Annotated in this window: 27 protein-coding genes; 7 read left to right on the top strand and 20 right to left on the bottom strand. The window is 66.0% G+C overall.

Translation table 11 applies throughout. The annotated features are described in order from the left end of the window. Positions 1-74: 74 nt before the first annotated feature. The 5 genes from GRI42_RS11750 to GRI42_RS11730 all read right to left on the bottom strand — a co-directional run bounded on the left by GRI42_RS11750 (position 75) and on the right by GRI42_RS11730 (position 5,991). Positions 75-3,578 carry an efflux RND transporter permease subunit gene (locus GRI42_RS11750; protein ID WP_160608667.1) on the bottom strand — a complete coding sequence of 1,168 codons (3,504 nt, stop codon included), beginning with the start codon at positions 3,576-3,578 and terminating at the stop codon, positions 75-77. Between the two features lie 13 nt (positions 3,579-3,591). Then, a complete protein-coding gene (locus GRI42_RS11745; protein ID WP_160608666.1) occupies positions 3,592-4,776 on the bottom strand; it encodes an efflux RND transporter periplasmic adaptor subunit in 1,185 nt (394 codons plus the stop codon). Between the two features lie 215 nt (positions 4,777-4,991). Continuing rightward, complete coding sequence (locus GRI42_RS11740; RefSeq protein ID WP_160608665.1) at positions 4,992-5,258, bottom strand: GlsB/YeaQ/YmgE family stress response membrane protein; 267 nt, start codon at positions 5,256-5,258, stop codon at positions 4,992-4,994. A gap of 139 nt (positions 5,259-5,397) precedes the next feature. Continuing rightward, positions 5,398-5,697, bottom strand: coding sequence for a CtrA inhibitor SciP (gene sciP / locus GRI42_RS11735; protein WP_160608664.1), 300 nt, complete (start codon positions 5,695-5,697; stop codon positions 5,398-5,400). Further along, positions 5,698-5,991, bottom strand: a complete 294-nt coding sequence (locus GRI42_RS11730; protein ID WP_160608663.1) for a hypothetical protein — start codon at positions 5,989-5,991, stop codon at positions 5,698-5,700. A 105-nt stretch (positions 5,992-6,096) separates the two neighbouring features. Here GRI42_RS11730 and mnmA point away from each other — a divergent pair, with 105 nt between their 5' ends. Beyond that, on the top strand, positions 6,097-7,251 hold the full coding sequence (gene mnmA, locus GRI42_RS11725) for a tRNA 2-thiouridine(34) synthase MnmA (protein ID WP_160608662.1): 1,155 nt from the start codon (positions 6,097-6,099) through the stop codon (positions 7,249-7,251). Here the strand turns inward: mnmA and GRI42_RS11720 are convergent, their stop codons facing one another. Then, positions 7,252-7,590: a hypothetical protein gene (locus tag GRI42_RS11720; RefSeq protein ID WP_199800460.1), complete on the bottom strand. Its 339-nt coding sequence runs from the start codon at positions 7,588-7,590 to the stop codon at positions 7,252-7,254. 34 nt (positions 7,591-7,624) lie between these two features. Here GRI42_RS11720 and GRI42_RS11715 point away from each other — a divergent pair, with 34 nt between their 5' ends. Next, positions 7,625-8,758, top strand: coding sequence for a serine hydrolase domain-containing protein (locus GRI42_RS11715; RefSeq protein ID WP_160608661.1), 1,134 nt, complete (start codon positions 7,625-7,627; stop codon positions 8,756-8,758). On the opposite strand, the gene GRI42_RS11710 is transcribed toward GRI42_RS11715, so the two are convergent. The 3 genes from GRI42_RS11710 to pdxH are packed head-to-tail and all read right to left on the bottom strand — an operon-like array spanning position 8,737 to position 11,092. After that, entirely contained in the window at positions 8,737-9,540 is an 804-nt protein-coding gene (locus tag GRI42_RS11710; protein WP_160608660.1) for a PhzF family phenazine biosynthesis protein, read from the bottom strand. The two genes, GRI42_RS11715 and GRI42_RS11710, sit on opposite strands and share 22 nt — an antisense overlap. After that, positions 9,537-10,472 carry a cation diffusion facilitator family transporter gene (locus tag GRI42_RS11705; protein WP_160608659.1) on the bottom strand — a complete coding sequence of 312 codons (936 nt, stop codon included), beginning with the start codon at positions 10,470-10,472 and terminating at the stop codon, positions 9,537-9,539. Before GRI42_RS11705 ends, GRI42_RS11710 begins: the two co-directional genes overlap by 4 nt. After that, positions 10,469-11,092, bottom strand: a complete 624-nt coding sequence (gene pdxH / locus GRI42_RS11700) for a pyridoxamine 5'-phosphate oxidase (RefSeq protein WP_160608658.1) — start codon at positions 11,090-11,092, stop codon at positions 10,469-10,471. Before pdxH ends, GRI42_RS11705 begins: the two co-directional genes overlap by 4 nt. Before the next feature lie 205 nt (positions 11,093-11,297). Between pdxH and GRI42_RS11695 the strand changes: the two genes are divergently transcribed. Genes GRI42_RS11695 through fabI form a run of 3 tightly spaced genes read left to right on the top strand, consistent with a single transcriptional unit; the run spans position 11,298 to position 14,068 of the window. Next, positions 11,298-12,236, top strand: a complete 939-nt coding sequence (locus GRI42_RS11695) for a DnaJ C-terminal domain-containing protein (RefSeq protein WP_160608657.1) — start codon at positions 11,298-11,300, stop codon at positions 12,234-12,236. 6 nt (positions 12,237-12,242) lie between these two features. Beyond that, positions 12,243-13,262 carry a YihY/virulence factor BrkB family protein gene (locus tag GRI42_RS11690; protein ID WP_160608656.1) on the top strand — a complete coding sequence of 340 codons (1,020 nt, stop codon included), beginning with the start codon at positions 12,243-12,245 and terminating at the stop codon, positions 13,260-13,262. After that, complete coding sequence (fabI, locus tag GRI42_RS11685; protein WP_160608655.1) at positions 13,259-14,068, top strand: enoyl-ACP reductase FabI; 810 nt, start codon at positions 13,259-13,261, stop codon at positions 14,066-14,068. Before GRI42_RS11690 ends, fabI begins: the two co-directional genes overlap by 4 nt. A 16-nt stretch (positions 14,069-14,084) precedes the next feature. On the opposite strand, the gene wecC is transcribed toward fabI, so the two are convergent. The 10 genes from wecC to GRI42_RS11635 all read right to left on the bottom strand — a co-directional run bounded on the left by wecC (position 14,085) and on the right by GRI42_RS11635 (position 22,689). Further along, positions 14,085-15,350 (bottom strand): UDP-N-acetyl-D-mannosamine dehydrogenase, encoded by a 1,266-nt coding sequence (gene wecC, locus GRI42_RS11680; protein WP_160608654.1) that lies wholly within the window; start codon positions 15,348-15,350, stop codon positions 14,085-14,087. A 73-nt stretch (positions 15,351-15,423) separates the two neighbouring features. After that, a complete protein-coding gene (gene wecB, locus GRI42_RS11675) occupies positions 15,424-16,548 on the bottom strand; it encodes a non-hydrolyzing UDP-N-acetylglucosamine 2-epimerase (RefSeq protein WP_160608653.1) in 1,125 nt (374 codons plus the stop codon). Between the two features lie 42 nt (positions 16,549-16,590). Beyond that, entirely contained in the window at positions 16,591-17,193 is a 603-nt protein-coding gene (locus GRI42_RS11670; protein WP_160608652.1) for a hypothetical protein, read from the bottom strand. 88 nt (positions 17,194-17,281) lie between these two features. Then, positions 17,282-17,809 (bottom strand): demethoxyubiquinone hydroxylase family protein, encoded by a 528-nt coding sequence (locus GRI42_RS11665; RefSeq protein ID WP_160608651.1) that lies wholly within the window; start codon positions 17,807-17,809, stop codon positions 17,282-17,284. After that, a complete protein-coding gene (locus tag GRI42_RS11660; protein ID WP_160608650.1) occupies positions 17,806-18,285 on the bottom strand; it encodes a disulfide bond formation protein B in 480 nt (159 codons plus the stop codon). Before GRI42_RS11660 ends, GRI42_RS11665 begins: the two co-directional genes overlap by 4 nt. An 18-nt stretch (positions 18,286-18,303) precedes the next feature. After that, a complete protein-coding gene (locus GRI42_RS11655; protein ID WP_160608649.1) occupies positions 18,304-19,644 on the bottom strand; it encodes a S41 family peptidase in 1,341 nt (446 codons plus the stop codon). 103 nt (positions 19,645-19,747) lie between these two features. After that, on the bottom strand, positions 19,748-20,971 hold the full coding sequence (locus tag GRI42_RS11650) for a murein hydrolase activator EnvC family protein (protein ID WP_160608648.1): 1,224 nt from the start codon (positions 20,969-20,971) through the stop codon (positions 19,748-19,750). An 18-nt stretch (positions 20,972-20,989) separates the two neighbouring features. Next, positions 20,990-21,412, bottom strand: a complete 423-nt coding sequence (locus tag GRI42_RS11645) for a 23S rRNA (pseudouridine(1915)-N(3))-methyltransferase RlmH (protein WP_160609200.1) — start codon at positions 21,410-21,412, stop codon at positions 20,990-20,992. A 131-nt stretch (positions 21,413-21,543) separates the two neighbouring features. Then, positions 21,544-21,960: a ribosome silencing factor gene (gene rsfS / locus GRI42_RS11640; RefSeq protein ID WP_160608647.1), complete on the bottom strand. Its 417-nt coding sequence runs from the start codon at positions 21,958-21,960 to the stop codon at positions 21,544-21,546. A 57-nt stretch (positions 21,961-22,017) separates the two neighbouring features. Continuing rightward, on the bottom strand, positions 22,018-22,689 hold the full coding sequence (locus GRI42_RS11635; RefSeq protein WP_160608646.1) for a nicotinate-nucleotide adenylyltransferase: 672 nt from the start codon (positions 22,687-22,689) through the stop codon (positions 22,018-22,020). A gap of 315 nt (positions 22,690-23,004) precedes the next feature. Here GRI42_RS11635 and GRI42_RS11630 point away from each other — a divergent pair, with 315 nt between their 5' ends. Together GRI42_RS11630 and GRI42_RS11625 are read left to right on the top strand one after the other, a co-directional pair. After that, on the top strand, positions 23,005-24,090 hold the full coding sequence (locus tag GRI42_RS11630; protein WP_170290041.1) for a M23 family metallopeptidase: 1,086 nt from the start codon (positions 23,005-23,007) through the stop codon (positions 24,088-24,090). Between the two features lie 19 nt (positions 24,091-24,109). After that, a complete protein-coding gene (locus GRI42_RS11625) occupies positions 24,110-24,499 on the top strand; it encodes a bactofilin family protein (RefSeq protein ID WP_160608644.1) in 390 nt (129 codons plus the stop codon). Between the two features lie 78 nt (positions 24,500-24,577). Here GRI42_RS11625 and GRI42_RS11620 read toward each other — a convergent pair whose 3' ends face one another. Then, complete coding sequence (locus GRI42_RS11620) at positions 24,578-26,251, bottom strand: AMP-binding protein (RefSeq protein ID WP_160608643.1); 1,674 nt, start codon at positions 26,249-26,251, stop codon at positions 24,578-24,580. Positions 26,252-26,310 lie beyond the last annotated feature (59 nt).

The following is a 26,310-nucleotide window of genomic DNA, read 5'->3' as shown; positions in this document are numbered from 1 at the left end:
CACGGTCGGGCGGAAGTGGAGCCACTCCCGCGCCGGTCGTCCTGGTGGAAAGTCCCGCCATGATCAGGCGACGATCACTCGGCCGGATCGATCCCGGCTTCCCCGCCAAGGGGCTGCAAGGGCTTGTGCTCGTCGCCCGGCTTGTAGGTCAGGAACCGCTGGCGCAGCCACGGACCGAGGCGCTTTTCGAAACCGTCGGCAAGGCTGAAGCCGGCAGGAACGATCAGCAGGGTCAGCAGCGTCGATAGGATCAGGCCGCCGATCACGACCCAGCCCATCGGCGCGCGCCACGCACCGTCGCCGGCAAGGCTGAGCGCGGTTGGCACCATGCCCGCGGTCATGGCGACCGTGGTCATGACGATTGGCTGTGCGCGCTTGCGCCCCGCATCCACGATGGCCTCGAATTTCTCGACGCCGCGTTCCATTTCCTCGACCGCGAAGTCGATCAGCAGGATCGAGTTCTTCGCGACGATGCCGAACAGCATCAGAATGCCGATGAAGACCGGCATGGAGAGCGGTTGCCCGATCGCCCAGATCAGCAGCAGGCCGCCAAGCGGCGCGAGCAGTAGCGATGTCATGTTGACCAGCGGCGACACGAAACGATGATAGAGCAGCACCAGAACCGCGAAGACCAGCAACATGCCGGACAGCAGGGCGATCTGGAAATTGACCATCATTTCCTGTTGCCATTCATCCTCGCCGAAGGGTGCGTTGGACACGCCCGAAGGCAGGTCTCGCATGATCGGCAGGGCATTGATGGCCTGCATCGCATCGCCCTTCGCCATGTCCGGCTCGAGGTCGGCGCCGACGAAGATGCGGCGGTTCTGGTTGTAGCGCTGGATCGAAGTCGGGCCCGAACCGAAGCTGATTTCGGCAACGCGGCTAAGCGGCACCGAACCGCCGGTCGATGTCGGTACGGGCAGGTTCTGGATCGTCGCGATGTCCTGGCGCGATTCCTCTGGCAGGCGCACGCGGATCGGCACCTGGCGGTCGGACAGCGAGAACTTGGCGGCGTTCTGGTCGATATCGCCCAGCGTCGCGATACGGATCGTCTGGCTGAGCGCGGCCGTGGTAACGCCGAGCTGCGCGGCAAGGTCGAGGCGCGGCTTGATGAGGATTTCGGGGCGACGCATGTCCGCCTCGATGCGCGGGGCGACAAGGCCCTTCACGCCCTTCATCTGCTCGACCAGCGTCGCCGCGGTCGCATCCAGCGTCTTGGGATCGCTACCCGAGAGCATCACCGAGATCGGTCGGCCCGTGCCGCCGCCGCCCTGGTTGGACTGGAAGGTCACGCGGGCATCCGGGATGTCTTGGAAGACAGGCGTCAGGTTCCGTTCGAATTCCTGCTGCGTCTTCTTGCGGTCGTCCTTCAGCGTAATGAAGAGGCGGGCATTGCCTTCGTTCACGCGCTGGAGCGCGGCCTCCACGTCGGGATCCTCGCCCACGATCGCAGCGACACGGTCAGCCACGCGCTCGGTCTGTTCGAGCGTGGTTCCGGGCACCATCTCGATACGCACGCGGCTGAAGTCGCCGTCTGAATCGGGGAAGAACTGGGCGGGCAGCGCCGCACCGACGAGGCCGGTGAGGATCAGCGCGGCAAAGCCGACGCCGAGCATCCACACGCGGTGGTCGCGCATGCGCGCCGCGAAGCGGTCCAGCCTCATGTTGAACCACTGGCGATACTCGCTGCCGAACAGCCGTGAGCCAAAGCCCATCGCCAACGCACTGACCTTTGCGGCAATGAAGCCGACGAAAAAGCCCAGCGCCAGGAACAGCAGCATCGTCGGGAAGGCGATGAAGAAGCCGATCGCCTGCGAGATCCACTCGGGCAGCATCGAGAGATGGCCCTTCCAGAATGCGATGTCGGTCATCCCGCCGAGCACGGAATTGAGGACCATGACCGTGCCGAAGAGGCCGCCGAGCCAGGCGATGGCGATAATACCGAACATCACGAGGCCGCCGAATGCATAGTACCAGTGGAAGCGGGCCGGCTGGATGCCGGCGCGCGCGCGGTCGGCGCCGCTGCGGTCGAGCGTCCAGCGCAGCAGCCGCTCGTACCGGTCCATCATCGGGCCTTCGCCGTGCGAGGCGTGCCCCTTGGCCTTGAGGAAGTAGGCCGCGACCATCGGCGTGATCATACGCGCGACGAGCAACGACATGGTCACCGATGCGACGACAGTGAGACCGAAGTTCTTGAAGAACTGGCCCGACACGCCCGGCATCAGGCCGACCGGCAGGAAGACAGCGACGATCGAGGCGGTGGTAGCGACCACCGGCAGGCCGATTTCGTCGGCTGCATCGATCGAGGCCTGGTAGGCCGTCTTGCCCATTCGCATGTGTCTGACGATGTTCTCGATCTCCACGATCGCATCGTCGACCAGCACGCCCGCCACGAGGCCGAGCGCCAGCAGCGAGAGCTGGTTCAGGGTGAAGCCGAGCAGGTCCATGACCCAGAAGGTCGGGATGGCCGACAGCGGGATGGCCAGCGCGGAAATGAAGGTCGCGCGCCAGTCGCGCAGGAAGAAGAACACCACGACGACAGCCAGGATCGCGCCTTCGATCATCGCCGCTATGGAGCTGTCGTACTGCGCCTTGGTATAGTCGACCGAAGTGAACAGGCGGGTGAATTCAATGCCCGGGTTCTCTTCCTTGATCTTCTCCAGCTCCTCGACCGCATTGTCATAGACGCTGACGTCCGATGCGCCGCGGGCGCGGGTGAGGCTGAAGGTCACGACCTGGCGACCGTCGATCTTGCCGAGCGAGCGGACCTCGCCGAAACTGTCGCGCACTTCTGCGACGTCGGAGAGCTTCACAGTGCGACCGCCGCCGATGGCGACCTGGACCTGCGAGAGCGCATATGCGGTATCGGCATTGCCGAGCACGCGGACCGACTGGCGCGATCCGGCGATTTCCGCCTGGCCGCCGGCCGCGTTGAGATTGTTCTGCCGCAGCGCGCCGTTGACCTGGCTGGCGGTTACGCCGAGCGACTGCATGCGGGCAGGATCGAGGATCACGAGAATCTCGCGCTCCACCCCGCCGCCACGGCTCACTTCGGCCATGCCCTCGATGCCGAGCAGGCGCTTGGCGACCGTATCGTCGACGAACCAGCTGAGCTGCTCGAGCGTCATGTCGGGCGCGCTGATGGCGAAATATCCGATCGGTTCGGACGAGGTCTGCACGCGCTGGACACGCGGTTCGAGAATGCCGTCCGGCAATTCGCCGCGGATCTGGCCGATGGCGGTTTCGACCTCGTTCACGGCCTGGCCGATGTCGTGGCCGATCTCGAATTCGATGAAGGTCGAGGAGAAGCCCTCGCTGGCGGTGGAGTTGAGGTTCTTCACCCCTTCCACGCCGCGCACGGCGGATTCCACGCGCTGGGTGATCTGGTTCTCGATTTCCGTCGGAGCGGCGCCGGGCTGCGAAATGCCCACGGTCACGCCGGGGAATTCGATGTCCGGCTGCTGCTGCACCTCCATGTCCGAAAAGCTCATGATGCCGGCCAGCATCAGCCCGATGAACAGGATAATCGGAATGATCGGGTTACGAATCGACCATGCGGAGATGTTGCGGAAATTCACCTGCCGGCCCCCGTCAGTTCTTCTCGACGACCGGCTTCACCGTCTCGCCTTCGTTGAGGAAGCCGCCGGCACGCAGCACGACCCGTTCCTGGCCGGTCAGGCCTTCGCGGATGACGATGCCATTGGGCGTGACATTGCCCAGCTTGATCGGGCGGCGGGCAACCTTGTTGTCGTCACCGACGATGTAGACGTAGCTTTCGCTGTCATCCGACATGATCGCGCTTTCGGGCAGGATCGGGGCGACGATCGTGCCGCTCTTGATCAGCGCGGTGGCGAAGCCGCCGGGGCGCAGCTCAGGCGCATAAGGCAGTGCGATGCGCGCCGTACCCTGGCGGTCCTGCGCATTGATGGTCGGGGCGACCTGCCAGATCTGGCCGGTGAAGCTCCTTTCCGAACCCACCGGCGTCACTTCGGCGCTTTCGCCAGCCGTGATGCGCGACAGTTCGATTTCGCCGAGGCGGGCGAGCATTTCCATCTCGCCGCCCTTGGCGATGCGGAACAGCGGCTGCGATCCGCCGCTGACCGTCTGGCCCGGTTCGACATTGCGTTCGAGCACGAGGCCGGCAGCAGGCGCGACGATGTTGAGGCGCGCGTTACGGGCCTGCAGTTCGCGCAGTGATGCCTGCGCCACGCGCACGCGGGCGACGGCTGCATCACGGGTCGCCGTCAGGCGATCGACATCGGCCTTGGACACGAAGCCGCGCTCGACCAGCTGGAGCGCGCGGTCGAGATTGGCCTGCGCGAGATTGGCATCGGCCTGCGCGACCTGGATCTGGGCCGCAGCACTCTGCGCCTGCTGCGTCTGGACCGAGCGGTCGATCACGGCGAGCACCTGGCCCGCCTGGACCCAACTGCCCTGCTCGACCGGAACGGAGACGACGCGGCCTCCTTCGCCCACGACGCCAACGGGCATTTCGCGGCGGGCAGCAAGCGTGCCGGTAGCGGTGATTTCACCTGCAATCGTGGTCCGACCGGGCGCGACGACGCTCACGGCAGGAGCCTGCGCTTGGCCGGCGTTCGGATCGGCCGGTGCGGAAGAAAGCATGAAGTATGCGCCGATTGCGGCCGCGAGAAGGATAATCGCGCCGATAATCAGGGGCTTCTTGTTTCGTGCAAGGCGCGACACGCTACCTCCTTCGTCGAATTCTACGGTCGACGTGTCGTCGATCTCGGATTTGATGCCTGCCTCGTAATTCATCGTTTTGCCCCGAATGGTCGCAGCCCTGTTCTCGACCACTGTATTAGTCGAGTAAAGCACAATCCGCAAGACTGCGCATGTCGGCCCTAGAACTGCCTGTAAGAGAGGGCAATGGCGCTCTCTACAAAGGGGCTATCTCGCCTGACGAACGCGCCAGACAAAAGGGGCGGCAGGTTGCCCCGCCGCCCCTTACGCATTTCGTATCGTTTTCTCGTTTAGCGGACGCGGCCGCGCTGCACGAGGTTCGCGATGCCCAGCAGCACCACGGCGCCGACGATTGCGATGACGAGACCGGTCAGCGAGAATTCCTGGACGCTGCCGGAAATGCCGAGCAGCGGGCCGGCGATGAGATTGCCGACCACCGAGCCGATACAGCCGACCACGATGTTCCAGAAGATGCCCATGGATGCGTCACGGTTCATGACCAGGCTCGCGAGCCAGCCAGCGATGCCGCCAACGATAAGTGCAATAATCCAACCCATTGATAATCCTCCTGCTTTTGCCGTCGTCCTCCCCTGAAACAGAGGCAAAGTGACGGAGAACACCCAGGATACTACTGCCCCGGGGTTAGATAGCAAGCGGCTGGATTCTCGATTGGTTCCCGCAGGCGCGGGTAATGCCTCAGTACTTGAACTGGCGTTCGTACAGGTCGCGGTAGTGCTGGATGCGCGTGACGCGAAGGCCCTGCATCCCCGAACGGTCGACCGCGCGCTGCCACGAGGCGAACTCTTCCAGCGTGAGGCCATAGCGTTCCAGGACCTCGTCGATCGTCAGCAGCCCGCCATTGACGGCTGCCACGACCTCTGCCTTGCGACGCACGACCCAGCGCTTCGTCGAGGGCGACGGCAAATCCTTGAGGGTCAGCGGCTCGCCGAGCGGGCCGATTACCTGTGCAGGGCGGATGTCCTGGTTCTCGATCATCTAATTCTCTTCGTCGCCATGCGCCGCACCATCTGCGGCATCTGCCCTGTTTAGCGGCTCGCCTTTGCCATGCGCTAAATCAGTATGGTTACCGACGCATTTACCTTTGTCGCAGGTTTCGCGGCGTGCTTCCCCGAAAGCCTCGAACCCGCCGGCCGAAGACCGTGCGAGTTCCGCGCGCAATTCGCGAGTCGCTTCCAGCCGCGCAACCAGCTCGGTCCAGCGAAACCGCTGCAAAACCTCGCTTTCACGTCCGTCGACGAAAGCCTGACGATTGATGTGCCCCTCAAACATGCCTCTGTGGATAAGCCCTCATGGTAAAGAACCCGTGAAGCATCGCCTGCGGCGCAAATCGGTAAATGGTGGAGGCAAGCCCCCAAGCCGTGTATGGGGCGCGCCATGCCCGAATCCCGCCTCCTCGAACCGGCGTCTGCCGCCGGCCTGTTCGACCTGCCGCGCCCGGCAAGCGAATGCCGCATCGTCGTCGCGATGTCGGGCGGGGTGGATTCCTCCGTGGTCGCCGCGCTGGCCGCGAAAAGCGGTGCCGAAGTGATCGGCATCACGCTGCAGCTTTACGATTTCGGTACGGCCACCGGGCGCAAGGGCGCCTGCTGCGCGGGCGACGATATTGCCGATGCGCGTGCCGTCGCCGACCGGCTGGGCATCGCGCACTATGTCTACGACCACGAAAGCGCCTTCCGCGAGGACGTGGTCGAAGCCTTCGCCGACGAATACCTCGCAGGCCGCACCCCCGTGCCCTGCATCCGCTGCAACATGGGGCCCAAGTTCACCGACCTCTTCGCTATGGCGCGCGAACTGGGGGCGGACTGCCTCGCCACCGGCCACTATGTGCGCCGCGTCGAGGGTCCGGCGGGAGTGGAGCTGCACCGTGCGCTCGATCCGGCGCGCGACCAGTCCTACTTCCTCTATGCGACGACCGAGGACCAGCTCGACTACCTGCGCTTCCCGCTCGGCGGGCTGCCCAAGGCCGAAGTGCGCGACCTGGCCGAAGCGGCAGGCCTGCGCAATGCGGCCAAGCCCGACAGCCAAGACATCTGCTTCGTGCCCGATGGCGACTATGCCAAGATCGTGAAGAAGCTGCGGCCCGAAGGCGGGCGCGCGGGAGATATCGTCCATGCGCAGAGCGGCGAAGTGCTCGGCCGCCACCAAGGGGTGATCCACTACACCGTCGGCCAGCGCCGCGGGCTCGAGATCGGCGGCCAGCCGGAACCGCTCTACGTGGTCGGGATCGATGCAGACAAGGCGCAGGTGCTGGTCGGCCCCCGCCCGATGCTGGCCGTGTCCGCTGCCCGCCTGATCGAGACCAACCGGATCGGCCCGCTGCCCGACGCCGGGCTGACGGCCAAGGTGCGCAGCCTGGCCAAGCCCGTACCGGTCACGCTCGAAGGCGCGCTTGGCGGCGGGGCGGCGACAACCATCCGCTTCGCCCAGCCCGAATACGGGGTCGCGCCCGGGCAGGCGGCGGTCATCTATGCCGGCGAACGCGTGGTCGGCGGCGGCTGGATCGACGGGACGACCGGCTTCGAGGGCTGATCAGCCCTCCCATTCCTTCAGCACGCAGCCATAGCCTTCGCGGTATGTCGCGGTTTCCGAGGCGATCAGCGGAATGCTGGCGGTCACGCTCTTTTCGGCGGGATCCTCGCTCAACATGACCAGTTCCATGCCTTCCAGCTTGTCCTTGGAGCAGTCCGACAGGCTGCGCCCCGAGACATAGCGGCACGAGCAGGCGACATGCGCGCCATAGGCCGTGCCTGCCTCCGAAGTGCGGCGCAGGCCCTCGCCCCAGGCGAACCACGCGGCCCCGCCGAGCGCGAGGACGAGGACAAAGAGCCACAGCCAGCGGCTGGACGTGAGAGTGCGTTTATTCGCCATTGCGACAGCGGTTTCCCCGTGCGAGTGCAGACCCATGAATTTGCGGTCGCGCTCCCTTATCGTCCTTACCCTTGCCGCCACAAGCCTTGCCGCATGCGGTTCGCCTGGTCCTGCCGAGGAACCGCCGCTGAGCGAGGAAGCGGTGGCCGCGGTGACCGAGAACGCCGGCGCTCCGGCGAAGGCGCTGGCGCGCGAGGTGGACGATCTCTTCACCATGGAAGGCCTTGGCGAAACGCGCGCGCTGATCGTCATGAAGGACGGCAAGATCGCGGCCGAACGTTATGGGGAGGACTACGATGCCGACACCCGGTTCGTCAGTTGGTCGATGGCCAAGACGGTCACTGCCATGATGATCGGCCAGCTGGTCGGCGACGGCCTGCTGCGCCTCGATGCGCCTGCTCCGGTCCCGCGCTGGCAGCGCAGCGGCGACCCGCGCGCCGACATCACCCTGCGCCACCTGCTCCAGATGCGCAGCGGACTGGAGCATACCGAGGCTGGCGACCCGCCCTACGAGAGCGGCGAGGTGCGTATGCTCTTCCTCGACGGGCGCGACGACATGGCGGACTATGCCACTGCCCAGCCGCCCGAAGCCGAGCCCGGGGCGAAGTTCGAATACTCCTCGAACACCACGGTCATCCTCGCCGACATCGCCGCGCGCACGCTGACCGAGAGCAGCGATCCCGAAGCGCGCCGCCGCGCGGTGAGCGACTATCTCCACGCCCGCCTGTTCGACCAGCTGGGCATGGATTCCATGACCCTCGAATTCGACCGGTCGGGCACGCTGATCGGCGGCAGCCTGATGCACGCGACGGCACGCGACTGGGCGAAGCTGGGCGAGCTGATGCGCCTCAAGGGCTCGCACCGGGGCGAGCAGCTGCTGCCGCGCAGCTGGGTCGCCGAGATGGTGAAGCCCAGCCCGAAGAGCCCGCATTACGGCCTCCAGACTTGGCTCAACCGCCCCAATGGCGAACCGGAGCACCCGCTCTTCCCCGACCGCGCGCCGCACAGCGCCTTTTCGATGATCGGGCACATGGGCCAGTACGTCTTCGTGTCGCCCGAACAGGGGCTGACCGTGGTGCGCCTCGGCCATTCCAATGCCGAAGAGCGCAAGGCCATGCTGCAGCAGCTGGCGGACGTGGTCGAACTCTACCCCGCCGAAGGCAGGTAGAACTCGCCCTTCACCACCGTCACGCAGGCCCCGCCAAGCCACGCCTGTTCGCCCTCGCGTCGGCAGGTCGCATGGCCCCCGCGCTGCGAGGCCTGGAAGGCGGTGAAGCTGTCGCGGCCCAATTGCTCGCTCCAGTAATAGGTCAGCGCCGCATGGGCCGAGCCGGTAAAGCTGTCCTCGTCCACTCCGCCGCCCGGCACGAAGACGCGGCTGACGACATCGGTATCGCGCCCGCGCGCCGTGCAGATGAACTGGTCGTTCCCCAGCGCGCGAAGCCCGCGCATGTCGGGGTCGAGCGCGCGCACCGCCTCTTCCGTGTCGAAACGGTAGACGCCGTAGCGGTCCGGGCTGAGCCAGACCTCGGCAGGCTCGGCACCCAGAAAGGCAACCGCCTCCGCCCATTCGCCGGGCTCGGTGCGGATCAGCGGCAAGGCCAGCTCGTAACCGTCCCCTGCGCGGCGCACTTCGAGGATACCGGCGTGGCGCGTGCGGAAGGTCACCCGCTCGCCGCCGCTTTGCGACAGCACGACATGACCGCTGGCGAGCGTCGCATGACCGCACAGGCGAACCTCTTCTGTTGGAGTGAACCAGCGCAGCTCGTAATCCGCTGCCCCGCTCGCATCGGGGATGATGAAGGCGGTTTCGGCAAAGGCGTTCTCTTCGCCGATGGCCTGAAGCACCTCGTCGGGCAGCCACTGGTCCAGCGGCATCACCGCGGCCTGGTTGCCGCGAAAGGGCGCATCGGCAAAGGCGTCGACATGCCAGTATGGGATGGTGGTCACTTGCCGTTCTCCAGCCGCTTAAACTCGTTTTCCTCGGCCAGCGGGTTGCCCGGCTCGTCAACATGGCCTTCGGGATCGATGTGGATGAGCAGTTCCATGTCGGGGAACTGGCGGCACAGGTCTGCCTCCACCCGCTCGATGATGTCGTGCGCTTCCTCCACCGTCATGTCGCCCGGCAGGTCGACGTGGAACTGGACGAAGTCGCGGTGCCCGCTGGTGCGGGTGCGCAGGTCGTGGAGCTTGGACAGCTCCGGATGCCGAGCCGCCGCTTCAATGAAGGCGAGGCGTTTCTCTTCCGGCCATTCGCGGTCCATCAGATCGTCCACCGCGGCGCGCGCGGCTGTGAAGGCGCCCCAGCCAAGCCACGCGGCAATGGCGAGGCCGAAAGCGGGGTCCGCACCCGTCAACCCGGCCATCTGGTCGAGCGCCAGCGCCGCGATCACAGCGAGGTTCAGGAACAGGTCGGACTTGTAGTGCAAATGGTCTGTCTGGATCGCGAGGCTGCGCGTGCGGCGCATGACGTAGCGCTGCCAGCCGAGCAACGCGAAGGTCAGCGCAATGGCGACCAGCGATACGCCGATACCCTCTGCCGCGGCCTCGGTCCCCTGCCCGCCGGCGAACTGCATGATGGCGCGGATCGCGATGCCGAAGGCCGAGAGCGCGATCAGCATGACCTGGAAGATGGCGGCAAGCGCCTCTGCCTTGCCGTGACCGAAGCGGTGGTCCTCGTCGGCCGGCTGCGAGGCGATCCACACGCCGGTCAGCGTGGCGAAGCTGGCGATGAGGTCGAGCGCCGAATCGGCAAGGCTGCCGAGCATGGCGGTCGAGCCGGTCTTCCAGCTCGCCCAGGTCTTGAGCGCGACCAGCACCACGGCAACGCTGATCGATGCCAGTGCGGCCGAACGGGCAAGGCGGGCGCGATCCTCGCTCACGGGTAGAGCAGCGTGTTCGACCACGCCTCGCTTGCCGATGCGCGCGTGAAGCGGCGGCGATCGTGGAGGCGAAACTCGCGATCGCGCCAGAACTCGATGGCGAGCGGGGTCAGTAGGAAGCCGGTCCAGTGCGGAGGGCGCGGGATGTCGCCTTCCGGATAGCGTTCCTCCAGCGCGGCGACGCGGTCGAGATAGACCCGCCGGTCGGCCAGCGGGCGCGACTGGTCGCTGGCGGCCGAACCGATCTGCGAGACGCGCGGGCGCGAATGGAAGTAGGCGTCGGCCTGCTCGCTGGTCACTTCGGTCAGCGGGCCTTCGATGCGGATCTGGCGGCGCAGGCTCTTCCAGTGGAACAGCAGCGAGGCGCGCATGTTGGCGCGGATTTCCTCGCCCTTGCGGCTTTCGGCGTTGGTGTAGAACACGAAGCCGCCGCCTTCACCCCACTGGCTGCCGTGGCCCTTCAGCAGTACCATGCGCACCGATGGCATGCCGTCCGCATTCGCCGTGGCCAGCGCCATGGCGTTGGGATCGTTCGGCTCGCTCGCCCTGGCCTCGCCGAACCACTCCTCGAACAGGGCGAAGGGGTCGGTTACGGGGATGGCGCTGGTCGCTTCACTCATCAGGCGGCAATCCTACAGCTTGGAACAGATGGAACACGGTCCTGCCACAAAAAGCCCCGCCCCGGCATTTCGCCCGCAAAATGGCGGAACTTCGTGCATCGCGAAGGGGTTGGGACCATGCATGACCTGCTCCCTAACCCCAGTGCCGCGCGTAGGAAAGCCTCGCCGCTTGCGCGGCGCGAGTGTTGCACCTAGCTAACACGCAATGGCCGATCCATACTCCATCCTTGGCGTCACCCGTTCCGCGTCCGAACAGGACATCAAGAGCGCCTATCGCAAGCTCGCCAAGGAGCTGCACCCAGACCGCAACAAGGACAATCCCAAGGCTGCCGAGCGGTTCTCGGAAGTCACCAATGCGTATGACCTGCTGTCCGACAAGGACAAGCGCGCCCGTTTCGACCGCGGTGAAATCGACGCGGACGGGAATCCGACCAATCCCTTCGGCGGCGGCTTCGGCGGCCATCCAGGCGGCGGCCAGCGCGGCTTCCGGGCAGAGGATTTCCAGGGCTTCGGCAATGACGGCGTCGATCTCGGCGATATTTTCGACGGCCTGTTCGGCGGCGGCCGGGCCGGCACACGCGGGCGCGCCGATCCTTTCGGCGGACGGCGCCCCCCGCCGCCGCGCAAGGGCGCCGACATCGCCTATACGCTGCGCGTGCCGTTCACCGACGCGGCCTCGCTGCGCGACCAGCGCATCACGCTGGCCGATGGCAAGACGATCGACCTGAAGCTGCCGAAGGGGCTGGAAGACGGCACCCAGATGCGCCTCAAGGGCAAGGGCGAACAGGGTCCGGGCGGCGCGGGCGATGGGCTCGTCACCATCCGCATCGACAGCCACAAGCTCTACCGCCGCGAAGGCTTCGACGTGCGCTTCGACCTGCCGATCACGCTCGACGAGGCGGTCGGCGGCGGCAAGGTGCGCGTGCCCACGGTGGATGGCCCGGTGATGATGACGATCAAGCCCGGGACCAGCGGCGGCACCGTGCTGCGCCTCAAGGGCAAGGGCTTCACCAAGAAGGACGGGACGCGCGGCGACCAGCTCGTCACGCTGGAAATCCAGCTGCCTGCCGACATGGACGAGCTTGCCAAGCGGCTCGACGGGTGGAAGGACGAAAGCGACCCACGCAGCAAACTCGGGGTGTAAGGCCGCTTGAGACATCCGACGCTTCCCCAGCCCGAAGAGCGCGAGATCCACTCGCTCTCTCCCGAGGCGCGGCGGCGGGAAGCCCAGACGTTGCGCGGGGAAGTCGCCCGCAGGGTCGGTCCGGGCACGCGGGCCTTCGAAGTGGTGAAGCGCACGGTCGTCGGCACGTTCAACGACGGCTTCATCCATGCCGGCAACCTTGCCTATCTGGCGATGCTGTCGATCTTCCCCTTCTTCATTCTCGGCTCGGCGCTGTTCTCGCTGTTCGGGGAGGAGGCCGAACGCGCCGCCACCATCAATGCCGTGCTGGTCGCCCTGCCACCCGTGGTCGGCAATGTGATCGAGCCGGTCGCGCGCGACGTGATCGAAGCACGCAGCGGCTGGCTGCTCTGGGCAGGCGCGGCCGTCGGACTTTGGACGGTCGGAAGCCTGGTCGAGACGATCCGCGACATCCTGCGCCGTGCATACGGCACGCGCATGACCAAGGCTTTCTGGAAGTACCGCATCTTTTCCAGCGGGGTGATCCTTGCAGCGGTGATGCTGCTGATGCTCTCGCTGCTTGCGCAGGTCGTCATCGGCGCCGCGCAGCAGGTGATCGAGGCCTATTTCCCGCAGCTGATGAACCGCGTGGTGGATTTGCAGCTGTCGCGCATCCTGCCCGCACTCGGCCTGTTCGGCTCGCTCTACATGCTGTTCTATTCGCTCACGCCCTCGCGCTATCGCCACAGGCGCTATCCCAAATGGCCGGGCGTGCTGTTCACGACGCTGTGGTGGATCCTCGTCACCACCTGGCTGCCGGTCGTGCTGCGCAGCTTCTTCACCTATAACCTCACCTACGGCAGCCTTGCCGGGATCATGATCGCGCTGTTCTTTTTCTGGCTTGTCGGCCTCGGTGTGGTTATCGGCGCGGAACTCAACGCGGCCCTTGCCGAAACCCCGGAAGAGGAAATCAACAAGGTCGGCCAGGAAGACGACCGGCGCAGGGGCGCGGAACGCAAACAGACGGAAGAGAAGGACGCAACATGAGCGGACTGATGGCAGGCAAGCGGGGGCTCATCATGGGGCTCGCCAACGACAAGTCGCTGGCCTGGGGGATTGCGAAGAAGCTGCACGAACAGGGTGCGGAAATGGCCTTCTCCTACCAGGGCGAGGCGCTGAAGAAGCGCGTCGACCCACTGGCGGAACAGCTAGGCAGCGATTTCGTGTTCGAATGCGACGTCTCGGACATGGACGCACTGGACCGCGCCTTCGACACGCTGAAGGGACGCTGGGAAACTATCGATTTCGTCGTCCACGCGATCGGCTTCTCCGACAAGAGCGAGCTGCGCGGGCAGTATGTCGACACCAGCCTCGACAACTTCCTGATGACGATGAACATCTCCGCCTATTCGCTGGTCGCGGTGGCGAAGCGCGCCAAGGACATGATGCCCGACGGCGGCAGCATCCTCACGCTGACCTATTACGGCGCGGAAAAGGTCATCCCGCACTACAATGTGATGGGCGTCGCCAAGGCCGCGCTGGAAACCAGCGTCCAGTACCTCGCCAACGATCTCGGCCCGCAGAACATCCGCGTCAACGCGATCAGCGCCGGGCCGATCAAGACGCTCGCGGCGAGCGGCATCGGCGATTTCCGCTACATCCTGAAGTGGAACGAATACAATTCGCCCCTGCGCCGCAATGTCACGATCGAGGACGTGGGCGGATCGGGCCTCTACTTCCTGTCCGACCTCTCATCGGGCGTGACCGGCGAGACGCACCATGTCGATGCGGGCTATCACGTCGTCGGCATGAAGCAGGAAGACGCGCCCGACATCGCGCTCGACAAGGCGTGATCTTGCGGCCGGGGGCCTAGGCGGCGTCCGGCCAGATACCGCGCGTGTCGTAGACCGCCTTGTTCTCGCGCTCTTCGGGCGGGATGACCTTGAAAACGTCGTGATCGACGAGGACGATGATCACATCGCTCTCTTCCAGCGCGGTGTCGATATCGACCAGCTCCGCGCCGGTACCGTGGAATTCGCGTGGCAGCTCGCCGGCATAGGGTTCGACCACCTGCACTCGCTCGCCATATTCGCGGGCGATGCTGGCCGCGACATAGCGTGCCGGGCTTTCGCGGAAGTCGTCAATGTTGGCCTTGAAGGCGAGGCCGAGGCAGGCGATTTTCGCGCCCGGATTGCCCTCCACCAGCGCCTTTGCGCGGGCGAGGACGTGGTGCATCTTGGCATCGTTGGTTTCGCGCGCCTGGCGGATGATCTTGGCTTCTTCGGGCGCGCCATGGACGATGAACCACGGGTCGACCGCGATGCAGTGGCCGCCCACGCCGGGGCCGGGTGTGAGGATGTTCACGCGCGGGTGCCGGTTGGCGAGGCGGATCACCTCCCACACGTCGAGGCCCTGCTTGTCGGCAATCATCGACAATTCGTTGGCAAAAGCGATGTTCACGTCGCGGAAACTGTTTTCGACAAGCTTGGTCATTTCCGCGCTGCGGGCGTCGGTGGTGACACATTCGCCCTTCACGAAGCGCTTGTAGAAAGCGAGCGCCTTACGCGCGCAGCGCGGGGTGATACCGCCGATCGAACGGTCGTTATGCGTCAGTTCCTCGAGAATCTTGCCCGGCAGCACGCGCTCGGGACAATAGGCAAGGCTGATGTCGGGCTGGCCGTCGGTGAGGCCGGGCATGGCCAGATCGGGCCGCTTGGCCGCGATCGCATCGCGCATTGCCTCGGTCGTGCCGACAGGCGAGGTCGATTCGAGGATCACCACGTCGCCCTTCTTGAGCACCGACGCGACGTTTTCCGCCGCGGCCATCACGTATGACGTGTCGGGCGTGTGGTTGCCGTCCTTGGCGAACGGCGTCGGCACGGCGATTACGAAGACATCGGCAGGCGCGATCTTGGTCGAGGCCTTGAGCAGGCCGCGCTGGACCACCGCCTGCACCAGCCCGTCGAGGTCGACTTCCTCGATATGGATTTCGCCGCGGTTGATTGTGTCGACCACGGTCTGCGTCACATCGACGCCGTGCACGCGGCAACCCGCACGCGCGATGATCGCTGCCGTGGGCAGGCCGATGTAGCCGAGGCCGATGACACAGACGTCGGGTTTGATGTCGCCACGCATGTCTTGAAAAAGTCCCGTCAGAAGTTTGCCCGCAGTCCTAGCGCGCGAAGGTAAATTTACCAGTAATGGTGAATCAGGCGCTCGCCAGCAGGTCGCAGATACGCTGCGCGGAATGCCCGTCGCCGAACGGATTGTGCGCGCGGGCCATGGCAGCATAGGCCTCTGCATCGTCGAGCAATCGGGTGGTCTCGCGCACGATCGTGTCGGCATCGGTGCCGACCAGCTTCGCGGTGCCGGCCTCGACGCCTTCGGGCCGTTCGGTCGTCTCGCGCATCACGAGCACCGGCTTGCCCAGCGCGGGCGCTTCTTCCTGCACGCCGCCGCTGTCGGTCAGCATCAACGTGCTGATGTCGAGCAGGCGCGCGAAGTGCGGATAGTCGAGCGGTTCGATCAGCGCGACATTGTCGAGACGGGCCAGCTGCTCGTTCATCACGGCGCGCACGTTTGGGTTCAGGTGGACCGGAAAAATAACCGCAACGTCATCGCGAGCAGCAATACGTTTAACCGCATCGGCGATATTCTGCATGCCGTCGCCGAAATTCTCGCGCCGGTGGCTGGTCATGCCGATGATCCGCTTGCCAGCGAAGCGCATCTCCAGGCCCGCAAGGCCGGAGGCGAGCGCAGGCTGCTCCTCGATCCGCTGCGTCACCCATTTGAGCGCGTCGATCACGGTGTTGCCGGTAACATGCACCGTGGCGGGATCGACGTTTTCCTTCAGCAGGGCCGCAGCGCTGGTTTCGGTCGGCGCGCAGTGGAGCGCGGCAAAAGTGCCCACGACCCGGCGGTTCACCTCTTCGGGCCAAGGGTGGTAGATATTGCCGCTGCGCAGGCCTGCCTCGACGTGGCAGACGCGGATCTGGCGGTAATAGGCGGCGAGCGCGCCTGCCATCACCGTGGTCGTATCGCCCTGCACCACCACCCAGTCGGGCCGTTTCTCGTCCAGCACCTTGCCGATGCCGGTGAGCGCGCGGGCGGTCAGTTCGTCGAGCGACTGGCCCGGCGTCATCAGGTCGAGATCGTGGTCCGGCGTCACTCCCGCAATCGAGAGCACCTGGTCGAGCATCCCGCGATGCTGCGCGGACACGCAGACCCGGCTTTCGAACCGGTCGTCCGCTTCCAGCGCATGGACCAGCGGGAACAGCTTGATCGCTTCGGGACGGGTGCCGAAAACGGTGAGGATGTTGGGGCGCGCAGTCATGAGGCTGCGCTGTAACGGGAAACGGTTAACAGGCCATAGACCTTATTCGGGCTGGTCGGCGGCCTCGGGCTCTTTGGCAACCACGGTCGGCTCGGTGGCCGGGGCAGCCTCGTCGCCCGGCAGCGGCTCGCCGCGTTCGCGCGCGAGGCGCTCCATGTATTCGCGCTCGATCATCTCGACATCGCGCTGGGTGCGCTCGGCATCGGCGTCGATGGTAGAGAGGCGTTCCTCGCGCTGTTCGGCGATGATCTGCGAGAAGCGCACGTCGCTGCCTTCGCGCTTTTCGGCGTAGGCCTTGTCGATGAACTGTTCGGTACAGCCCAGCACGCCGCCGGCACCGGCGGGCGAACAGGACAGGATGCCCGATGCGCCGACCATTTCGAGGCTTTCCACGCGCGAGGCCCAGCTTTCGTTTGCCGGGCTGGACGAAGTGCGCAGCGCCTCGGGGATACGGTAGCGTTCCGCTTCAGCCTTGCGCGCACAAACAATGATCGTGTCGCCTTCGCTCGGCGGGCAGGCATCGTCGCCATAGACCACGACCATGTTGTAGCGCTCGTCACCGGTGTCGACCGGCTGCTGCGCGGCGACGGGCGTCACGGCGAATGCGGCTGCGGTGGCGGCAAGGGCGAAAAGGGGCTTCGACATGGGAACCTCGTGGAATGCGGATGGCGCGATTAGGCGCGCCTTCGCGTGAATAGTCAATGAAGCGGGGCGGCATCAGGCCCGCACCGCGTCAGATCCGTTCCGAAATCCGGATCGCCGCGCGGCAACCCATGCGGATGAGGCCGGAGAGCACCGGATAGGCGGGCGCACGCTCCGCCCCTGCGGCTAGGGCGGCATCGCGATGTTCGCGCTCGTCCTCGCGGAATTCCTCGATCATCGCGGCGAGTTCGGGATCCTCGTTGGTTTCGGCGAGCTGGTCGAGCTGGTCGGAATAGTGCTTGTCGATCTCGGTCTCGACAGCAGCCGTGCAGGCCATCGCCGCTTCCGGACCGATCAGCGCGGTCACGGCGCCGAGCGCGAAACCGGCGCGATCCCAGAACGGCTGGAGCGCGGTCGGGCGCACGCCGCGGCGCGCCATCAGCGCATCGAACTTCGCGCGGTGGCCGGCTTCCTGTTCGGCCATGCCGGCGATTTCCGCCGAGTGCGGGCCGCGGTCGCCCATCACGGCAAGCTGGCCGGCATAGATGCGGGTGGCACCGAATTCACCCGCCTGGTCGACGCGGATCATCCGGGCGATGTGGTCGGGTGTCTTGCTCATGCCGCCTTGTCCTTTGCCAGCAGGCGGAAGATGAACAGCCCGCCCAGTACCGAGAAGAGGAAGTTGAAACCTGCAAGGCTAATGCCCAGCAGCGTCCATGGTGCCTCGTCGCAGCGGACCATCGGCGTGTTCATGATCGCATCGAGCGCGCTTTCGCCGGAGTCCGGCAGCGGGATCGCGGCGCAGGAGGTCACCCCTTCCCACCAGCCGTATTCGACGCCGGCATGGAAGAAGCCGATGGCGCCCGAGGTCAGGATGCCGCCTGCCGCCAGCGCGATCCAGAGCTTCTTCGGCGGAGCGAAGAAGGACACCAGCGCCAATGCGAGCGCGGCAAAGTGCGGCCAGCGCTGCCACCAGCACATTTCGCACGGGAACAAGCCGAAGCCGTATTGCGAGATATAGGCGCCTGCCAGCAGGGCTGCGGGGATCGCCAGCGCCAGCCGCTGGGCCAGCTGCGTCGGGGACGTGTCGGTCATACCGGGCGGTTGCTAGCCCTACTTGTTGCGCACGGCAACCGAGCTCGGCGAGGTCCGGCGCAGCGTCTGCAGCGCATAGTGCAGCTGGAAGTCCTTGATGCCCTGCTCTTCAAGCTCGGCAGCGGTCTGCTGGAAGCGTGGATCGGCGCGCTTGTCGCTTTCCAGGTCCTCGTCCTTGAGGCCGAGCTCGTTGATCAGGTGGCCGCGCAAATCGCTTTCGCGCATGATGAACTTGTTACGCTTGGCAAGGTCGGGGTCGGACAGCTGGGGCACGGTGATGTCAGGCTTGATGCCGCCTTCCTGCACCGAATGGCCCTTGGGCGTGTAATAGCGCGCCGTCGTCAGCTTGAGCGCCGCGTCGCGGCCGAGCGGAAGCAGCGACTGGACGCTGCCCTTGCCGAAGCTGCGTTCGCCCATGACCACCGCGCGGCGATGGTCCTGCAGCGCGCCGGCGACGATTTCGCTGGCCGAGGCCGAGCCTGCGTCGATCAGCACCACGATCGGGATGCCTTCCGCGATATCGCCGCGGAACACGGTTTCCGCGTCATAGCTGATCGATTCGCCGCGGGCACGGCCGCGCTGCGAGACGATCTGGCCGTGCGAGAGGAACAGGTCGGACAGCGCCACCGCTTCGTCGAGCGAGCCGCCGGGATTGGAGCGCAGGTCGAGCACGAGGCCGTTGAGGCGGCCGGCGGCCTGCTTCTGCAAATCCTTCCACGCGCCGTAGACGTCGGCACCGACATCGCGCGAGAATTCGTTGACCATGATGTGGCCGATCCGGCCGTCTTCCAGCTCCCAGGTGACCGGTTCGAGCTCGATCACGCCGCGCGTCACGCTGACGTCGAATGGCTCTTCGCGGCCCGGGCGGAAGATGGTGAGCTTGATCGCGGTACCGGCCTTGCCGCGCATGCGCGCCACTGCCTCGTCGAGTTCGAGGCCGTAGATCAGCTCGCCGTCGAGGTGGGTGATGTAGTCGCCTGCCTTCACGCCCATCTGGTCGGCAGGGCTGCCGCGGAAGGGCGAGATGACCTTGACCGCACCATCCTCGCTCACGACCGACAGGCCGAGACCGGAATAATTGCCGTCGATCATCGTCTCCAGCCGCTGGAGATCGGAACCGTCGAGATAAGCCGAATGCGGGTCGAGCGCGGCAAGCATGCCGTCGATCGCGCCATTGATCAGCACGTCGTCGGACACCGGCTCGACGTAGCTGGCCTTGATGCGCTGGTAGACCGCGAACAGCTTGCCGAATTCGGGGCCCGCCTTGCCATCGACCTGCGCGAGACCGGCGGTCGTCGCGGGAATGAGCGCGACGGCGGTCACGAGGGCGGCGGAACGGGCCAGTTCGGCAATCTTCATCAAACCAAATCCTTGCAAGCTGCGACCATTCTATAGCGCGCGGGGCGTGAATGAAAGATGAGCCGTTTTGTGTCCCTTCAAGGCACGGTTTTCGACCGACGGCCTAGCGCAGGTGGTCGAGCGGATTGACCGACTCCCCCTCGCGCCGCAATTCCAGCGCGATTTCGGGCCTGCGCAGCGGTGCCTGCCCCAATGGCGAACCGGCCGTGACGTTCTGGCCCACCTCGACCGCCACATTGCCGAGGCCCGTGACGAGGCTGGTCCAGCCATTGCCGTGCTCGACGATCACGATCGAGCCGAAGCCGCGATAGGGCCCAGCAAAAGCGACGCGGCCCGCACCCGGCGAGACGATCTGCGCGCGCGGACGCGGGGCGATGGCGATACCCGAGGTGCGCGAACCGGCGACGCTCGCTTCGCCGAAACCCGCCACCACGCGGCCTGCGACCGGCAGGAGGTAGCGCGAGGGCGCCTCGGTCGAATCGGGACTGGGCACGGCGACGGGCTGCGGCGCGGCGGCCTTGCCCTCTTCCGGGCGCAGGACAGGGCCGGGAAGCGCTGCGAGGCGCACGCGCAGGGCGCCGGCCAATTCGAGCTCGCCCACCAGCGCGTCGAGATCGCGTGCTTCTTCGGAAAGCACCAGCGCGCGTTCCGCCTCGCGCGATGCGCCGCCTGCAGCGCGGCGGGCCAGCACGCGCTCCTTCTCCGCCAGCGCCACGAGTTCCTTGCGGCGTGACGTCAGGCTCGCCTGCGCGGAACGGAGGCTGCCGAGCGTGTCGGCGCGGCTTTTCTCGAGCGCGCGGGCCCGGTCGAGATCGCCCCGCAATGCGCGGGTCCGCTCCCTCACGACCGGCATGGCCGACGCCAGCGCGGCGCGGGTGTGGACGACATCTTCCAGCGATCCGGGCTGCAAGGCCGCCAGCGCCAGCGGGCGGCGCGACATGGTCTGGAGCGCAGCGGTAAGGCGCATCAGCGGTTCGCGCTTGCGGGCCAGCTGGCGGTCGAGCGCGAGCCGCTGGCCTTCCACCAGCGCGAGCTCCGCCTCGGCGGCGGTGATCGCCGCTTCGGACTGCTGCACACGCGCGGCCAGCGCGGCGGCATCGGCCTGCGCCTTGTCGGCTGTGGCTTCCGAGCGGACGGACTGGCGCTCGAGCCGCTCGGCGCGGGCGCGGGCATTGCGCTGCTGCTGGCGCGCTGCTTCCAGCGCCTCGCGCGCATCGGCGGCATCGGCGAAGCGCGCCGCGTCGCTGCTTCCGGGCATGGCGATGCCGGGCAGCGCGACAGCAAGCGCCAGCGATGCGGCCATAAGCGGGAGGGCGACACGGATCATGGCGTCACTCCTGCAGCATCAGCCGCTGCGATGATAGGGGTGTCCGGCGATGATCGTCGTCGCGCGGTAGAGTTGTTCGGCCAGCATGGCGCGGGCAAGCAGGTGCGGCCAGGTCGCCTTGCCGAAAGCGAGCAGCAGGTCCGCCTCGCGTCGCTCCTCTTCCGAATGCCCGTCCGCCGCACCCAGCACAAAGCGGCATTCGCGCATCCCGTCGTCGCGCCAGCGCTCGAGGATCGCGGCCAATTCTTCGGACGGAAGGTCCCTGCCCCGCTCGTCGAGCAGCACGGTCTTGCACGGAGTTTGGGGTTCGGGAATGCGCCCGCCCGTATCGGGCAGCTCGGTGAATTTGACCGGCCAGGTCAGCCGCTTCTCATAGCGCGCAACCAGTTCCGCCTCGGGCGAGCGGGCAATCTTTCCGCGAGCGATGACGTGGAGCAGCAAAGCGCGAACCCGTGGTTTCACCTGCGTGGAGTCACGGCAGTCAAAGGGCGACTGCCCGCCCGCAGGTGCCCGCAGCGAAGCGGAGGAATGGCACCGAGGACGCTCGCGCGGAGGCGCGAGCGCAAAACGGTTTACGCCGTACCGGCTACCGGCGGCGCATCACCGAAGGCCCACATGCGCTCCAGGTTGTAGAAGCTGCGGACTTCGGGGCGGAAGAGATGCACCACGACATCGCCGGCATCGATCAGGACCCAGTCCGCGGCCGGAAGCCCTTCGAGCTTCACCGGGCCGAAGCCGTTCTTCTTGATCTCTTCAGCCAGCTTCTGCGCCATCGAGGCCACCTGGCGGGTCGAACGGCCCGATGCGATCACCATGTGATCGGCAATCGAGGTCTTCCCCTCGAGGTCGATGGTCACGACCTCCTGGGCCTGGTCGTCGTCGAGCTGCTTGAGCACGAGCGAAAGCAGGGCGTCACCGGCATCAGCCATGCGGACGACCTTCGCCGTGTCGGTCCCGGTACGCGCCGGGTCGGTATGCGCCTGTGTCATAGGCGTGCACTGTACTCCAAGATGCAGGGGCTGAGGCCATGGAAAAGACAACGCGCATCATGGCGCAGTCGCTTCCTCCTCGTGAGGAATGAGGCGGTGTGTCACCTGGTCTCGCGGGGAAAAACCGGCGTGGTGCGATGCCCAGTCGGGGTCGGCGCGGCGGATGGCCGTTGCCGAACGCGGGTCGGGATCGAAACGCAATGTCACCAGTGCCGGTGCGCTCCATTCGCCCCCATTTGCAAAGCTGGCGAGAGGAACGCGGTAGCGCCTCAGCCAGGCCATCGCGGGGCTCGCGACAGCATCCGCATCATAGCCGGGCCGCGCGATCACCGCAATCGGCATCCTGCGCGCTATTCCCCGCCAGTCGCGCCACAGGTGGAACTGGGCAAGGTTGTCCGACCCCATCAGCCAGACGAATTCGAATTTCGGATAGCGCCGCTGGATCGCGCCCAGCGTGTCGACGGTGTAGCGCGTGCCAAGCTCGCGCTCGATCGCGGTGGCGCGGATCGGGGCCCGCCTGGCCTGCTGCGCCGCAGAGGCGAGGCGCGCGGCGAGCGGGGCCATTCCCGCCTTGGGTTTCAACGGGTTACCCGGCGATACCAGCCACCAGACCTCGTCGAGGCCGAGCGCTTCGAGCGCGAACAGCGAGATGCGCCGGTGCCCGCCATGGGCCGGGTTGAAACTGCCACCCAGCAGACCGATTCGCCGCGCTGTTCCCGAGCCGCTCATGAATCGGCCCTAGCAGGCGCATAAACCCTTGTCATTGGGACGGAATCGGGCCGAATCGCTGGGCGCATGGTAAACAACGACTTAGGGAATGGTTCCCGCAAAAGTTCGGAAATTTCGCGCAGATGAAACGACTCGTCCCGCTTACTCTTCGACTCATGGATTCGGCGGGGTCAGGATTCGCCTTTGCCGGGAACTGTTGTTAGCGATCCCACCCAAGGGTCAAAGACCAAGGGACGGGTCGTTTTGGATAACAACATCGCACAGGGCGGTCGCATCGCCCGTATCAAGAGCTGGTTCCCGGATCGCGAGTTCTTCATGCGCTCCGAAGGCCAGGTCCGCTTCATCACCATCTCCTCGCGTGTGCAGATGACCGCTGCGGCAATCGCCGTGGCGGTGCTGTTCGTGTGGGCGGTGTCGATGGCGGTCGCCGGCTGGGCGCAGTACCGCGCCGCTTCGGACCGCCTCTCGCTGCTCGACCGCGAAGCCAAGGTCGCGACCTCGGAAGAACGCCTCGCCGCCTATGGCGACAATCTCGAGGAAGTCAGCGCCGACCTCGACCGCCGGATGGAATTCATCGAGGGCGTGGCCGAACTCCTGCCCGAGGAAATGAAGGTCGACACCGCTGTGTCCGACAGCACCGGCGAAGCGGCCGCCACGGTCGAGAAGGTCAGCGCCGCCTTCCCGCAGGCCGCAGAACTCGCCCGCATCGAAGCCCGCCAGCTTGCCGTGGTCGAAGGCCTAACCCGCTATGCCGACTGGCGCGCCCAGCGTGCCGCCGACGCGCTGAAGCAGCTCCAGCTCAATCCCGCCCAGGTGATCCGTTCCAGCCGCAACCAGGCGATGGGTGGTCCGCTCGAAGGGCTCGCCACCGATGCCGACGGCTCGATCGATCCGCGCTTCGAACGCCTCGGCCTTTCGATGGCGCGCATGGCCGCGCTCGAACAGGCGCTCGAAGGCGTCCCGCAGTTCGCCCCGGCTCGCAAGGACCTCATTTCCTCGGGCTTCGGCTATCGCCGCGACCCGTTCAACGGCCGCGCCGCAATGCACAGCGGTCTCGACTTCAAGGGCGCCACCGGCACCCCGATCTACGCCGCCGCCAAGGGCCGCGTCACTTTCGTCGGCCGCAAGGGCGGCTACGGCAATACGGTCGAAATCACCCACGGCAACGGCCTGATGACGCGCTATGCGCACATGTCGAAGTTCAATGCCAAGGTCGGCCAGCAGGTCTTGCCGGGCCAGACCATCGGTGCCATCGGCAGCACGGGTCGCTCGACCGGTCCGCACCTCCACTTCGAGGTCCGGATCAACAATCGCGCGGTCAACCCGCGTACTTTCCTGGAGACCGCCCCCCATGTTCTCGAAGAAATCCGCCGAGCCCCTGAGCTCGCCGACGCCAACTAATTCCGGACGCAGCATTCCCATGGCCAGCAAGAGCAACTCGACCTTCTCCGTTCTCGGTTCCGATCTCGCCATCAAGGGCGATATCAAGGCCTCGGCCGACCTGCACATCGACGGCAGCGTGGAAGGCGACATCGCCTGCTCCAGCCTCGTGCAGGGCGAAACCAGCACGATCACCGGCGGCGTGAAGGCGGAAACCGCCCGCCTGGCCGGCACGGTCAACGGTTCGATCACGGCGCGCGAACTGGTCATCCTGAAGAGCGCGAAGATCACCGGCGACGTCTATTACGACGCGCTGACCATCGAACAGGGCGCACAAGTCGAAGGCCGCTTCGCCCACCGCGACAAGTCGGTGAAGGCCGCTGCTCCCGCACAGCAGGCCAAGCAGCCGGAGCTTTCCGTCGCCAACTGAGCGGCGCGTCTGACAAGCTAGGAGAGGACGAAGGTCGTCCTGCGCATGGCGCAGGGCGGCCTTCTTCTTATGTGCGCCTCAGTCGAGCACTTCGGCGCGAAGGGCCTTGCGATCGAGCTTGCCGATCATGGTCTTGGGAAGGTCTTCGCGGATGACGACGTCGCACACACGCTCGTGCTTGCCGATGCGGGCGTTGAGCCATTCGCGCAGGGCATCGCCGGTGGCGCCTTCGCCGGCGTTCAGCGTGACATAGGCCTTGGGGCATTCGCCGAGGTATTCATCCGGAACGCCGATCACGAGCGCTTCCTTGACCGCTTCGTGTTCGAGCAGCACGTCTTCCACCTGGCTGGGGAATACCTTGAACCCGCCCACCGCGATCATGTCCTTGATCCGGTCGACGATGGCGAGGAAGCCTTCCTCGTCCACCGTGGCAACGTCGCCGGTGCGCAGCCAGCGCTTGCCGAAATGTTCGACGAACACGTCTTTCGCCGCATCGGGCCGGTTCCAGTAGCCCTGCATGATCTGCGGACCGTGCAGCGCCAGTTCGCCCGGTTCGCCGGCAGGGGCGATCACCTCGGGATTCTCCTTGTCGAGCAGCAGGACTTCGGTCCCCATGACGACCTGCCCGATGGTGCCGGGCTTGCGCTTGCCTTCGTAGGGGTTGGCCGAGACCACGCCCGAACTTTCGGTGAGGCCGTAGCCTTCCACCAGCCGCACGCCTGTGGCCGCTTCGAACTTCTCGCGCAGCGGGCCGGGCAGCGGCGCGCCGCCGGAAATGCAGACCTTGAGGGTCGAAAGGTCGGTCTTCGCAAGGTCCGGATGGTCCAGCAGCGCCTGGAACATGGTCGGCACGCCCGGGAACCCGGTCGCCCCGTATTTCTCGATCGTCTGCAGCACCTGCTTCGTGTCGAAGCGCGGGACCATGGCGATCGATGCGCCGGTCACCACCGCGTGGTTGAGCAGCGCGGTGTTGGCGAAGACATGAAAGAACGGCAGCGCGCCCATGAAGACCTCGCCCGCAGGATCTCCGAAGGGATTGAGCCCGGCAGTCTGCTGCGCATTGATCGACAAGTTCGCATGGGTCAGCATCGCGCCCTTGGGCGTGCCCGTGGTCCCTCCGGTATACTGGAGCAGCGCGAGGCCCTGCGGATCGAGCGGAGGCAGCGCGGCCTTGCTGGCAGCGCCTTGCGAAAGGAGATCGTCCCACGCGACCACCCCGTCGCCATAGGCGACCTTGGCGATCTTGCTGCGCGCGAACAGCTTGAGCGCGAGGCCCTTGAGCTTCGGCAGCATGCCCGAAAGCGAGCTCACCACCAGCGTCTCGAGCTGCGAGGCCTGCAGCACTTTTTCCGCTGTGCCGTAGAGTTCGGGCACGTCCACCGTGACCAGCAGGCGCGTGCCGCTGTCCGCGACCTGCGTGCTGAGTTCGTCGACCGAGTAGAGCGGGGAGAAATTCACCACCACCGCGCCTGCCAGCATCGCGCCGTAATAGGCCGCGACGTAGCTCGGCACGTTGGGCAGGAACAGGCCGACCCGGTCGCCCGGCGCGATACCGCGGGCGATCAGGCCGAGCGCGAACCGGCGGGCCTGCTCGTGTAGTGCGGAATAGGGATAGGTGCGGCCGAGGAAATGCAGCAGCGGTGCATCCGGCGTGGCGGTCGCCGTGCGCGCGAACATGTCGGGCAGCGCGATGGCTTCGAAACGCGTGTCCCAGGGGACGGGATGGTAATTGGGCAGCTTGCTTACATCCATGTCAGTAACATGGCCTATCTGCCCCTAAACGCAAGCAAAAAGGGCGGGCGAAGCCATCT

This window comes from Qipengyuania gaetbuli (assembly GCF_009827315.1).
GTDB classification, from domain to species: domain Bacteria; phylum Pseudomonadota; class Alphaproteobacteria; order Sphingomonadales; family Sphingomonadaceae; genus Qipengyuania; species Qipengyuania gaetbuli.
This window is presented reverse-complemented; position numbering and strand designations above follow the sequence as displayed.